The organism is Leucobacter musarum subsp. musarum (assembly GCF_001273845.1).
GTDB lineage: Bacteria > Actinomycetota > Actinomycetes > Actinomycetales > Microbacteriaceae > Leucobacter > Leucobacter musarum.
Genome location: NZ_JHBW01000088.1, coordinates 59,083 through 71,084, shown reverse-complemented (window position 1 = coordinate 71,084; position 12,002 = coordinate 59,083). Strand labels below are relative to the sequence as shown.

The 12,002-nt window shown below is 67.2% G+C and carries 11 protein-coding genes; 3 read left to right on the top strand and 8 right to left on the bottom strand.

Annotated elements, in window-relative coordinates; genetic code table 11:
- Window positions 1-20: 20 nt before the first annotated feature.
- The 6 genes from CH42_RS13300 to CH42_RS13275 all read right to left on the bottom strand — a co-directional run bounded on the left by CH42_RS13300 (window position 21) and on the right by CH42_RS13275 (window position 7,331).
- Window positions 21-1,718: an amidohydrolase gene (locus tag CH42_RS13300; protein WP_053353692.1), complete on the bottom strand. Its 1,698-nt coding sequence runs from the start codon at window positions 1,716-1,718 to the stop codon at window positions 21-23.
- An 80-nt stretch (window positions 1,719-1,798) separates the two neighbouring features.
- Window positions 1,799-3,244: an APC family permease gene (locus CH42_RS13295; RefSeq protein WP_075205398.1), complete on the bottom strand. Its 1,446-nt coding sequence runs from the start codon at window positions 3,242-3,244 to the stop codon at window positions 1,799-1,801.
- A gap of 194 nt (window positions 3,245-3,438) precedes the next feature.
- On the bottom strand, window positions 3,439-4,815 hold the full coding sequence (locus CH42_RS13290) for an NAD-dependent succinate-semialdehyde dehydrogenase (protein WP_053353690.1): 1,377 nt from the start codon (window positions 4,813-4,815) through the stop codon (window positions 3,439-3,441).
- A 126-nt stretch (window positions 4,816-4,941) separates the two neighbouring features.
- Entirely contained in the window at window positions 4,942-5,535 is a 594-nt protein-coding gene (locus CH42_RS13285) for a short chain dehydrogenase (protein WP_053353759.1), read from the bottom strand.
- Window positions 5,536-5,706: 171 nt separating this feature from the next.
- Window positions 5,707-6,555: a cytochrome c biogenesis CcdA family protein gene (locus CH42_RS13280; RefSeq protein ID WP_053353689.1), complete on the bottom strand. Its 849-nt coding sequence runs from the start codon at window positions 6,553-6,555 to the stop codon at window positions 5,707-5,709.
- 2 nt (window positions 6,556-6,557) lie between these two features.
- Window positions 6,558-7,331 (bottom strand): DsbA family protein, encoded by a 774-nt coding sequence (locus CH42_RS13275; RefSeq protein WP_053353688.1) that lies wholly within the window; start codon window positions 7,329-7,331, stop codon window positions 6,558-6,560.
- Between the two features lie 67 nt (window positions 7,332-7,398).
- On the opposite strand from CH42_RS13275, the gene CH42_RS13270 reads away from it, so the two are divergent.
- The 3 genes from CH42_RS13270 (at window position 7,399) to CH42_RS13260 (ending at window position 10,639) form a co-directional block, all read left to right on the top strand.
- Window positions 7,399-8,100, top strand: coding sequence for a GntR family transcriptional regulator (locus CH42_RS13270; RefSeq protein ID WP_053353687.1), 702 nt, complete (start codon window positions 7,399-7,401; stop codon window positions 8,098-8,100).
- Between the two features lie 119 nt (window positions 8,101-8,219).
- A complete protein-coding gene (locus tag CH42_RS13265) occupies window positions 8,220-9,596 on the top strand; it encodes a hemolysin family protein (RefSeq protein WP_053353686.1) in 1,377 nt (458 codons plus the stop codon).
- Entirely contained in the window at window positions 9,593-10,639 is a 1,047-nt protein-coding gene (locus tag CH42_RS13260; protein ID WP_053353685.1) for a hemolysin family protein, read from the top strand. The genes CH42_RS13265 and CH42_RS13260 overlap by 4 nt, the downstream gene beginning before the upstream one ends.
- A gap of 61 nt (window positions 10,640-10,700) precedes the next feature.
- Here the strand turns inward: CH42_RS13260 and CH42_RS13255 are convergent, their stop codons facing one another.
- Both CH42_RS13255 and CH42_RS13250 read right to left on the bottom strand, forming a co-directional pair.
- Complete coding sequence (locus tag CH42_RS13255; RefSeq protein WP_053353684.1) at window positions 10,701-11,294, bottom strand: TetR/AcrR family transcriptional regulator; 594 nt, start codon at window positions 11,292-11,294, stop codon at window positions 10,701-10,703.
- A gap of 2 nt (window positions 11,295-11,296) precedes the next feature.
- Window positions 11,297-11,854 carry a hypothetical protein gene (locus CH42_RS13250; protein WP_053353683.1) on the bottom strand — a complete coding sequence of 186 codons (558 nt, stop codon included), beginning with the start codon at window positions 11,852-11,854 and terminating at the stop codon, window positions 11,297-11,299.
- Window positions 11,855-12,002 lie beyond the last annotated feature (148 nt).

The following is a 12,002-nucleotide window of genomic DNA, read 5'->3' as shown; positions in this document are numbered from 1 at the left end:
GCTCGGCCCCGCACCGCACGCTACTGCGAACGCGCGTCGAGCGATCCCGAAATGACGCGACCTTCGAAGAGCACGGCATCGCAGCGAATCCCGGCGAGCGCCGACGGCTCGACGTCTGCCGGGTCTGCGCTGAGCACATTCAGGGTCGCCCGCTTGCCGGCCTCGAGTGATCCCGCGCGATCATCGATGCGCAACTGTCGTGCGCCGTTGATCGTGTAGCCCTCGAGCAGCAGTTCGAGGGGTAGCCGTGCCCCGGGCTGCGGGCGGGCGCTGCCCGGAAAGCGTTCGGGGGCGAGCGGGTATTCCGGATCCACGCGCGTGTGCGCGACCTGTATGCCGAAGAGCGGGTCGCCCCGGTGCAGCTCGTAGGCCGTGACGACGTCGCTCGCGAACGTCACCGTGGCACCGTGGCGGGCGATCGCGGTGAAATCGTACATGCGGTTCCAGCGCTCCTCGCCGAGGTGCTCGATGGCCCCCTCACCGAAATAGGCGCCCGACCAGTGGGGCGTCCAGTTCACAAAGATGCCGAGTTCGGCGGGGCGATGCATGTCTGCGGGGTCGACCAGCTCGCAGTGCGCGAGCGTGATGCGGGTGCCCCACTCCTCACCCGCTGCGGCGAGCGCCCGCTGAGCGGCCTCGGCTGCGTCGCAGGCGGTGCGGAAGGCCCGGTCGCCGACCAGGTGGATGTGCACGTCGATGCGCTCGCGGCTGCAGAGCTCGAAGCACGCCTGCAGCTCGGCGGTCTCCATTTGGATCTCGCCGCGGTCGTCGGCCCGATGGGATCCGCAGAGCGACTCAAGCACCGCACTGTTGCCGCTCTCGTTCGTGCCGTCGAGAAAGAGTTTGAGTGCGTTCACTCGGATGCGGTCGCTGCCGTATTCGGCGTCGAGTCGCTGCGCCCGCGCGATCGCTTCGGGGAGGTCGGCGAGGGTGCGGAACCGCACGGCGCCCGAATACTGCAGGTGCAGTTCGCCGCGCTCTTCGAGCTCTGCGAGCGAGCGCACTACGTCGTCGTCCATGAGCATGGCGTCGAACAGGGCTGTGACGCCGCGCTCGGCCATGAAGTCGAGGAAGCCCGCTTGCAGGCGCTCAGGCGTGATCTCTTCGGGCGGTGCCCACCCGAGCGTCGCGTACATCGTGTCGATGAAGCGCGCGTGCACCATCTCGCGCAGCAGGCCGGTGGGTTCGCCCTCGTCGTCGCGCACAAACATCTCGAGGCCCGGCACCGGGTCGGGCGTCTCGCGCGTCACCTCCATGAGTTCGAGCATCTTGCTGTTGACCCAGTGCTCGTGCTCGCTGAAGTCTTGGCACAGCACCGGCCGGTCGCTGACCGCGGTATCGAGCAGTTCTTTCGTGGGCGCGCTGCCGGCGAAGAGCGTGCTCGGGTAGTACTCGAAGTACAGAAACGGCGCTTCCTCTTTCGGATGCTCCGCCGCGTATGCGCGGATGAAGTCGAGCAACTCGTCGACGTCGTGCGTCCACGGCAACCGCACGTGCCAGGCGCTCTTCGTCACCATCTCGGGGTGCGTGTGGCTGTCGATGAAGCCCGGAATCACCGTGCGCCCCCCGAGGTCGACGACGGCGGCACCGGGGTGTTCGGGCCGCTCGGCAGCGGGGCCGACGAACGCGATCGTGTCGCCGTCGATCACGAGGGTGTCGGCTTCAGGCCGCTGCGGGTCGAGGGTGCGGATGCGGGCGTTGGTGAGCACGGTGAGCACGGGAAGATCTCCGATCGATCGAACGTGACGAGGTGGCGTGGGGCAGCGCGACAACGAGGTAGCGGGCGGCGGGTGCCGGATCAGCGCGGCCCGCCCGGGGCATTCACCGAAGCTGGGTCGACGTTGGTCACCTCTGCACGAGCCGCACCACTGCCGCTGTCGTCGTCACCGTCTGCGGCCTCGTCGAACTGAATGCCGGCGGGTGGGGTCTTGAACCCGCGCGTCGCGAACGCGAGGTAGACGACGCCGATCGCGAGCCAGATGCCGCCCAGAATCTTGGCGTGCGCATCGATGTTAAACCAGAGCACAGCATTGACCGCGATGCCGACCGCCGGGAGCACCAGGTACCTGCCGATGTCGGCCAGTGCGCGACGCCCCTCGCGCACGAAGTAATGGTTGAAGACCGCGTAGTTGACCATGATGAACCCGGTGATCGCGCCGAAGCTCGTGAGCGACGCCGCTCCGAACAGGTTCTCGGCGTAGAAGATCGCGGTCAGCGAGATGAGGCCCGTGAGCACGATGTTGCCGACGGGGGTGCCGAAGCGAGGCGACAGGCGCCCGAAGAACCGCCGCGGCAGGATGCCGTCGCGGCCCATGCTGTAGAGCACGCGCGACACCGCGGTGATCGCTGCGGTGCCCGCGAGGATGCTCGCGAGCTGATCGGTGAGGAAGAACGAGAACGCCAGCGGTTCGCCGCCGATCTGCGGCAGGAGCTCGAAGATTCCCGTGTCGGCGTCAACGATCTCGGCGTAGGCGTTCGGCCAGGCGATCTGCAGGAAGTAGGCGATCACCGCAAAGGCGATGCCGGCGCCGATGCACACGATCATGATGGCGCGGGGCAGCGTGCGCTGGGGCTCGTGCGCTTCTTCGGCAAGCGTCGAGACGGCATCGAACCCGAGGAACGAGACCGCGAGAATCGAGCTCGCCCACAGCAGGTTGCCGCCGTCGAACCGGGCCAGATCGAGAATGGCCTCGGGCACGAAGAGGTGGCCGCTGCCGCCCCCGCCGAGCACGAACCCGATAATGAGGCCGACCAGCACCACGCAGAACAGCACCTGCGCCGTCACCAGCACGACGTTCACGCGGCCCGACACCCGAGCGCCCAGAATGTTGATGCCCATGCCGAAGACGGCGGCGAGGATCACCCAGACGAACACGGGCACCTGCGGCACGTACTCGTTCATGTAGACGCCGAAGAGCAGGTAGCAAATCATCGGCAGCAGCAGATAGTCGAGCAGCAGCACCCAGCCCGCAGCGAAGCCGGCCCACGGGTTCACCGCTCGCTGCACGTAGGTGTACGCCGATCCCGAAATCGGAAAAGCTTTGACCATCTGCGCGTACGAATAGGCGGTGAAGAACATCGCGGCCATCGTCACGAGATACGCGAGCGCCATCATGCCGCCGGTCAGGCTCGTGGCGATGCCGTAATAGTTGAAGACCACCGTCGGGGCGAGATACGCGAGACCGAACGCGACCAGGTGCCGCAGGGAAAGCACCCGCTTGAAACTGCCCGTGCGCTCGCCCATGTGATCCTCCTCGCTGAGTGGCGCAACGATCGCGCCAGTGCCAAGGTACGGCGGCTGAGCTCGCGACAACATGACGATTCGGGCCGAGTCGCATGACGCGGGCGTGAGCGCCGGCGCTGCGTTCCGTGCCACCAACGACAAGCGGGCCACGAGGTGGCTTTCCACCCCGCGGCCCGCTGATCAGCGACGAACGCCTACTTCGCGACGAAGTACAAGCGCTTGTTCGCGAACTCCCCGATACCGATCGGGCCCATCTCGCGACCGAAGCCCGAGTGCTTCACACCACCGAACGGCAACTCGGCCGACTCCGCCGCGATGATGTTCACGTGGCTCATACCGGTCTCGAGCTTCGACGCGACGCGCGCAGCGCGCGCCTCATCGGTCGAGAACACCGAGCCGCCGAGACCCAACGCGCAGTCGTTGGCGAGCTCAAGCGCTTCCTCGTCGCTCGACACCTTGTAGACCGTGGCAACCGGGCCGAAGATCTCGACCCCGTACGACTCGGAATCGCGCGGCACATCAACGAGCACCGCGGGCGAGTAGTACGCCGCAGGTCCATCGGAGAGCACGCCGCCGGCGAGCAGCTTCGCCCCCTCGGACACCGCCTTCTGCACCTGAGCATCAACGGTCTCAGCCGCCGCACGCGACGAGAGGGGCACGAACTGCCCCTCCTGCAGGTCGAGCTGATCGCCCGGCACGAGGCCCTCGGCGAGCTTCACGAGCTCGGCGACGAACTCGTCGTAGATGTCATCCATCACGATGAGGCGCTTGTTCGAGTTGCACACCTGCCCCGCGTTGTAGACGCGGAAGTCCCAGGCCTGCTTCGCGACGTCGGCCACGTCGTCGGAGTCGAGCACGACCATCGCGTCGATGCCGCCGAGCTCGAGCACAGCCTTCTTCAGGTTCGAACCGGCCTGCGCACCGATGATCGCGCCGGCACGCTCGGAGCCGGTGAGCGAGACGCCCTGCACGCGTGAGTCAGCGATGATCGTCGCGATCTGGTCGTGCGACGCGAAGACGTTCTGGTAGCCGCCGACGGGAACGCCAGCCTCTTCCATGATCTCCTGGATCGTCAGCGCCGACCGCGCGCAGACGTCGGCGTGCTTCAGCAAGATCGTGTTACCGAGCACCAGGTTCGGTGCCGCGAAGCGGGCGACCTGATAGTACGGGAAGTTCCACGGCATCACGCCGAGCAGCGTGCCGACAGGCAGGTGCTCGATGATGGCCTTGCCCGGAATGGTGCTCGGGATCTCGGCATCCGTGATGAGGCTCGGGCCGTACACCGCGTAATAGTCGATGATCTGCGCCGCAAACTCGACCTCATCGATCGACTCCGCGATCGACTTACCCATCTCGAGCGCAATCAGACGAGCGAGCTCGTCTTTGCGCTCGATGAAGATCTCGGCGACCCGTTTGACGACCGCGGCGCGCTCTTGCACGCTCCGCTCCCGCCATTCCCGGTATACGGCGTCGGCGCTTGCGAGCGCCTCCTCGATCTGCACATCGGTGGCGGCCTCGAACGTCTCGAGAACCTCACCCGTGGCAGGATTCTGCACCCGGTACTTGGACATGAATATCGTTCCTTCAGTTAGGGATGGTGCTGCTGTGCACCACGAACAGCATGCCTGCAACCAGCCCCGAAATCCACTGCGCCCGGGTGCTTCGCAGCCGACACGGCGATCGGCGAGCGACCCGCTTCAGCCGACGGGGTAGGTACGGCCAGTGTCGTTGCCCTCGACCGAGCGCACGTAAGCAAGACCCACGCGTTCATCGGAGACCGGCTCGAACCCCGCGAACGCCTCGTGGTACCCGGTCGCCGACGCGAGCACGTTCGGGCTGACGACGTTCAGGCGGATCCCGCGCGGCAGCTCGTTGCCCGCCGAGCGCACGTACGATTCGACCGCACCGTTCGCCATCGCGGCAGCGGCCCCGGCAGGCAGCGACTCGCGCGCCAGAATGCCCGTGGTGAGCGTGAACGACCCGTGATCCTCGACGAATTCGAGGCCGATGCGCACGAGCGAGAGCTGGCTGAGCACCTTGCCCCGGAAGGCAGACTCGAGGTCTTCGGTGGTCAGCTCGGGCGCCGGCTTGAATGGCGCGGAGCCGAACGCCGAGACCACGGCGTCGAAGCGACCGAGACGATCGAAGACGGCGCGAATCGACTCGGGATCAAGCAGATCAATTGCGGGGTCGGTGCTGCGGCTGAGCCCGACGACCTCGTGCTTGGCGCTCAGCGCCCGCGCTGCGGCCGATCCCACGTGGCCCGAAGCTCCAACGATCAAGATGCGCATGATGCTCGCTCTCTCCGCCTCGCGGCGGATCGGATTCATTCCTGCGGCGGATGCCGCCTCATCGTCCATTTTCTACGCTGGAACACATGGAACCTCAAGCCATCATCATCCTGACCATGACGCTCCCCGGCGTTATCGCTTCGGCGGTCGTCGCACTGAATGCGAAGCGCATCAACGTAGCGATGCGGGCGCAGCGGGCTCAGCGCGCTGCCGCACGAGCCGCGCACGACGCCGCGACCACCACAGCGCGATAGCCGCAATCGCGAGCACGACGCCGACGACAACGAAGTCGGGTACGGATCGCGACTGCTCGAGCACCCACCCTTCGAGGCGCACCTGATCGGAGGCGCCGAGCACCCCGCCGAGGCTCGTGGTGCCGCGCGTCACCAGCATGAACACGCCGATGCCGATGGTGAGCACGCCGCCGATGATGCCGGTCCAGGTGTTGCGCCACCACCCGATGCGCACCTCGCGGGGCCGCACGATGCGGCGCACGAACGGCAGGCGCGTCCACAAAAGGCTCAGCAGCAGCAGCGGCAGGGCCATGCCCGCCGCGAAGACGAGCAGCGTCACCCCGCCGAGCAGCGCGTTGCCCGAGACCGCGGCGACCGTGAGCACGGCGCCGAGCAGCGGGCCGGCGCAGACCCCCGCGAGGCCGTAGATCGTGCCGAGCGCGTAGACGGAGAGCGCGGTCGTGCCGCCACCGTCACCCTCGCGGCCCCGAATGAACGGCAGCGGCACGTTCAGCAGCAGCAGTGCGCCGAGCGCGATGACGACGATCGAGGCGACCAGCACGAAGCCGTCGCGGTGCGCGTTGACGAACGCACCGAGCGTGCCGGCCAGCACGCCGAGCGGCACGAGCGTGGTGATGAGCCCAAGGTAGAACACGCCGGTGCGGGCGACCATCGCCCCCGGTGAGGTGAACGCGTACGAGAAGAACGCCGGCAGCAGCATCACCGAGCAGGGGCTCAGCAGCGTGAGCACGCCGCCGAGAAACGCTCCGAGCAGACCGAGTTCCACGATCAGGCGGCCGAGTCGGGAGCCGCTTCGATGGCGGTGTCGAGGAAGTCGCGGAACGCGTCGATCGGCTGCGCACCCGACAGCGCGTTGGTGCCGACGGCGAAGAACGGCACCCCGGTGACTCCGAGTTGCTGCGCGGTCGACGTGCTCTGCTGCACCGCGGCGCGCAGTGCCGGATCTGCGAGGTCGGCTTTGAACTTCGCGATATCGGGCACCCCGACCTCTTTCGCGAAGCCGATGAGCTGACCGACCGGCAGGTCGGGGTGCCCCTCGGCGGGCGCCGCCGCATAGACGGCGTCGAGGTACTCGATGAACTTGCCCTGTTCGCCGGCGGCGCGGGCGGCAACCGATGCGATCTCCGACTCCTCGCCGAAGAACGCGACGTCGCGCACTTCAATGCGCACCTGGCCCGATTCGACGTACTCATCGACGATGGTCGGCAGCGTCTCCTGGTTGAACACGGCGCAGTAGGGGCAGCGCATGTCGGTCCACTCGACGAGCACGACGGGCGCATCGACGTCACCGATCGCCATCGGGTCGGCCGGGTCTCGGGTCTCGAACCCGGCGGGCGATGCGGCGTCTTCCGCGCTCGCGCCGCTTCCGTCTGAGGCGGATTTGCCTTGCTTCGCCCCAGCCCCGAACGACCCGGTGCCGTTGTTCATTGACGCTTGAGCGAAGATGACGACACCGAGGAAGACGATGACGGCGGCTGCGAGGAAGAGCCACGATTTCAGGCGACGGTTGGCGGTGCGTGAGGAGGATGATTGCTGCGACACGCATCTAGGATACAAGATGTATCCTGAGCGGACTGAGTTCGATCTGGGAGGGCGGAGAATAGTCACCATGCACGTTGCCTCCACGGACTCCGCCGCCGACCGCGCGTACCGCACCGTGCTCGACGACATCCTCACGGGCGCATATGTCGGCGGCACCATGCTCAGCGAGTCCACCATCGCCGCATCGGTGGGCGTGAGCAGAACCCCCGTGCGCGCGGCACTCATCCGGCTGCAAGACGAGGGCTGGCTCACCATCTATCCCAAGCGGGGCGCACTCGTGCGCGAGGTGAGTGCGCAGTCGGTCGCCGATCTGGCGCAGTCGAAGGTGCTGCTCGAGTCGGGCGCGGTGCGTTCGGCGTGCCCGACGCTGCGCCGCCGCACGGCTGTGGCACTTCGTGAGCAGTTGCCGGCTCAGCGCGAGCGCCTCGAGGCGCGCGACCTGCCGGCGTTCGTGGAACTCAGCATCGACTTTCATCGCTCATTCGTCACCGCAGCGCGCAACGCCGTGCTCACCGAGCTCTACGACCGATTGGCGGATCGCCAACGCTTCCTGCTCTTCAGTTACGGGCAGCGACTCTTTGATCGCAGCGACGAGATTCTGGCCGAGCACTCGGCCATGCTCGACGCCCTCGAGGCCGCGGGTGCGCACTCCGATGCACCGCACGCGCCACTCGATTCCGATGCTGCGGCGAGCGTCGAGGCATCGCTCGCGCGATTCGATGCGCTGCTCCGACATCACCTCAATGAGACGTACCGACTCGACCCGTGACGACCCGCACGGCGCGTCACGGCACTTTCACGGTTTTCCTCAGTAATTTCGATGACTATGGACGACAGACCCGGTCATAGTACGAAGCTCACCTTTTCAGCGTTGGTTGGAGGTGAGCGATGACAGGGGAAATCTGGGGCCTCCTTGCGGGGGTCCTCTTGACGCTCGGCACGGGCGTCTTCGTGGCGTCCGAGTTCGCACTGGTGAACTTGGATCGCCCCGAGCTCGAGCAGCGCCGCGCCCGCGGTGAGCGGCGACTGGGGCCGACGATCTCGGCGCTCAAGATCACGTCGACCCACCTCTCGGCGGCACAGCTCGGCATCACACTGACGACGCTGCTCGCCGGCTACACGTTCGAGCCCGCAATCAGCTCGTTGCTGCGCGGGCCGCTCATGAGCATCGGCGTGCCCGAGGCGGGTGTCGTCGGTGTCGGCGCGGTCGTCGCGATCGTGCTCGCCACGCTCTTCTCGATGATCTTCGGCGAGCTGATCCCGAAGAACTTCGCACTCGCCGTGCCGCTCGCGACCTCGAAGGTCGTGATTCCGCTGCAAATCGGCTTCACCTTCTTGTTCCGGCCGGTCGTCTCGCTGCTCAACGGCACGGCGAACCGTCTGATCCGCTCGATGGGCATCGAACCGAAGGAAGAGCTTTCGGGTGCCCGCACGGCCGAGGAGCTCAGCTTCCTCGTGCGCCGCTCGGCGCTCGAGGGATCCCTCGACCACGACGACGCCACCATGCTGCACCGCACGCTCTCGTTCTCCTCGCGCACCGCGGAAGACGTGATGACGCCGCGCGTCGTCGCCGAGATGCTGCCCCGCACCTCGACCGCCGCCGACGTCGTAGCGCGCAGCGTCGAGACGGGGCACTCGCGGTTCCCGGTGTTCGGCGACAGCGTCGACGACATCGTCGGCATCGTGCACGTGAAGTCGGCCTACGGGGTCGACTTCGTGCGCCGCGAGTACACCTCGGTCTCCGAGATCATGTCGGAGCCCGTGCGCGTGCCCGAGGCCGCCGGCGTCGAGTCGCTGCTCGAGGTGCTGCGCCAGCGCGGCTACCAGTTCGCGGTCGTCGTCGATGAGCACGGCGGCACCGCGGGTGTCGTGACGCTCGAAGACCTGGTCGAGGAGTTGCTCGGCGAAGTGCGCGACGAGCACGATGAGCTCGACGAAGAGGTGGTGATCGACGGCGATGCGATCCTGTTCCCCGCGTCACTGCGCCCCGACGAGCTGTGGGATCGCCTTGCAATTCGCGTGCCCGAGAGCGAAGAGTACGAGACCGTCGCCGGCTATGTGCTCGAAACGCTCGAGCGCATCCCCGATCTCGGCGAAGAGCTGCCGCTCGAACACGGCACCCTGCGCGTCGAAGAGTTTGAGGGCGCCCGCATCACGCGCCTGCGCTACGCATCGCACGATGTGACCACCGACCCCGCTTTCGCGACCCGCGATCGGGTGATCGAAACCTTTGAACGAGGCATCGACCAGGAGGCCGCACGATGAACGAGTACCTGCCCGGCCTCATCTGGCTCGTCGTCCTCCTGGTGGTGAACGCGTTCTTCGTGGGCGCCGAGTTCGCCGTCATCTCCGCCCGCCGCTCGCAGATCGAGCCGCGTGCCGCCGCCGGCAGCAAGGCCGCGAAGACCACGCTGTGGGCGATGGAGCACGCGACGCTCATGCTGGCGACCAGCCAGCTCGGCATCACCGTCTGCTCGCTGGTCATCCTGAACGTCTCCGAGCCGGCGATTCACCACCTGCTCGAGATTCCGCTGCTCGCCTGGACCGGGCTCACTGCCCAGGCCGTCTCGATCACGGCGTTCATCGTCGCGCTCGTGCTCGTCACCTTCCTGCACGTGGTGTTCGGCGAGATGGTGCCCAAGAACCTCGCATTCTCGGTGCCGGATCGCGCCGCCCTGTTGCTCGCCCCGCCGCTCGTGTTCGTGTCGAAGGTCGTCGGCCCGCTCATCAAGTCGCTGAACTGGATCGCGAACGGCTTCCTGCGCATGTGCGGCGTGCAGCCGCGCGACGAAGCCAACACGGCGTTCACCATCGACCAGGTGGCATCAATCGTCGAGCAGTCGACGCGCGAGGGCACCCTCGAAGACACGAGCGGCACCATCACGGCGGCGTTCGAATTCACCGAGAAGCGCGTCGCCGACGTCGAGGTTCCGCTCGCGTCGCTCGTGCGCCTGCCCCTCGACGCGACCCCGCGCCAGGTACAGCAAGCCGTGTCTGAGCACGGGTACTCGCGCTACGTGCTGCAGTCGGCAGACGGCACCCCCGAGCGCTACCTGCACCTGAAAGACATCCTCGACCTCTCGTCCGCAGATGAGATCGACGCCCCCATCCCGCTCGACCGCATGCGCGAGCTGCCGACCGTGATGGGCGACGCCGAGGTCGAGGAGGCACTCGACCTGCTGCGCGAGCGCGGGGCGCACATCGCCCGCGTCGGCTCAGACGAGGCCGGCTTTACCGGCGTGCTCTTCTTGGAAGACATCGTCGAGGAGCTCGTCGGCGAGGTGGAAGACACCGCGCACGCGCTGTAGCCTCCAGGCACGCCAACGGCCCCGACCTGGTTCCTTGGGAATCGGCCGGGGCCGTTCGCGTTCAGCCCACGGGCCGCGCGAGCTCGTCGAAGTGGTGCGCGAGAATCTGCAGCGTCTGCGTCGACGTCTCGGCGTTGCCGCCCCACAGATCGTGCATCGCGAGCCCGTCGAGCAGCGCCCGCAGACGCCGCGCTTCCGCCAAGGGATCGCGCCCCTCGCCCAGCTCTCCCGCGTGCGCGATGATCTCAATGGCTGAGGCGCAGGCGCGATCGACTCCCGCACTGAGCCTGATCGCGGCGGGCCGCAGCGAGTCATCCGTCAGCGCGAGCACGCCGAGCTGCACTTGAGCGATCAGCTCTGCGCGGCGCACGTCGTCGAGCGGCAGGAGTTGCGCCAGGACCCCCTCGGCGAGCTCCCGCCCTTCCAGGTCGAGCGCCGCGATTCTCGCCGTCGCACGCGCTTCGATGCGTTCCAGGCAATACACGCGCAATGCGTGCTGACTGGGAAACAGACGCCTCAGCGAGGCCGCAGCGATTGCCGCCTCGGTGGCGACTCCGCGAACCGAGAGCCCGCTCAACCCGTCGCGCTCGAGCACGCGCAGCGCTGCTGCGCCGATCTGCTCAATGCGCAGCTCGGCATCGATTCTGCGCGGCATGATCAGGCACGCACTTCTGCTGGGTGCTGCGACGCGCTGGGCTTCTTCGGCCAAAGCGTGTAGCTCACTGCCCAGATGCACTCGATCACGACGATGATTCCGAGGATGCGGAAGAAACCGGAGAGGGCTGCAGTGCGGGCGGCATCGTCGACCACCGCGATGATCGCCCCCAGAATTGCCGCTGCGATGGCGACGGCGATCAACGTGCGCCCCGCGTCTTTCCAGCACTTGGCCGCGTAACGCGCGCCGAAGAGCCGTTCCGGAGCCGGGCCGCCCGCGAATCGTTGCTTGAATCGGATGTCGGCCCAGGCGACCATGCGCTTGCCGTAGGCGATGGAGACGCCGATGTAGATCGCTGCGAGGCCGTGGTGCCAGGAGGCCGTGCCCCCGCCGAGCAGGTCGACCACGACCAGCAGCAACAGCACCGCATCGATGACCGGCGCGAGCAGGAGGAGCGCGGCGCCCAGACGCGGTCGGCGCAGCAGGTACCGGGCCGCGAGCCCCAAGAGGATCGCCACCCAGAACGCGACCTCGCACCCCACAATTGCCACCAGGATCATGCCCGACTCCCCTCGTTTATGAGTACGAGTGTACTCATAAAACTGCATTGCGTCACTGGCCCGGCGCCGAGCGCGCCTCGGCAGTCGGCGAGCAGCGGGCGCAATGCACTCGGCCCCGGCTCGGATCCAGTGGAATCCGAGCCGGGGC

Coding starts and splice junctions, on each gene's coding strand:
- CH42_RS13295 (WP_075205398.1), bottom strand. CDS start 3,244: ATGGGCGAGCGCACGGGCAGTTTCAAGCGGGTGCTTTCCCTGCGGCAC.
- CH42_RS13290 (WP_053353690.1), bottom strand. CDS start 4,815: ATGTCCAAGTACCGGGTGCAGAATCCTGCCACGGGTGAGGTTCTCGAG.
- CH42_RS13285 (WP_053353759.1), bottom strand. CDS start 5,535: ATGCGCATCTTGATCGTTGGAGCTTCGGGCCACGTGGGATCGGCCGCA.
- CH42_RS13270 (WP_053353687.1), top strand. CDS start 7,399: ATGCACGTTGCCTCCACGGACTCCGCCGCCGACCGCGCGTACCGCACC.
- CH42_RS13265 (WP_053353686.1), top strand. CDS start 8,220: ATGACAGGGGAAATCTGGGGCCTCCTTGCGGGGGTCCTCTTGACGCTC.
- CH42_RS13260 (WP_053353685.1), top strand. CDS start 9,593: ATGAACGAGTACCTGCCCGGCCTCATCTGGCTCGTCGTCCTCCTGGTG.
- CH42_RS13255 (WP_053353684.1), bottom strand. CDS start 11,294: ATGCCGCGCAGAATCGATGCCGAGCTGCGCATTGAGCAGATCGGCGCA.
- CH42_RS13250 (WP_053353683.1), bottom strand. CDS start 11,854: ATGATCCTGGTGGCAATTGTGGGGTGCGAGGTCGCGTTCTGGGTGGCG.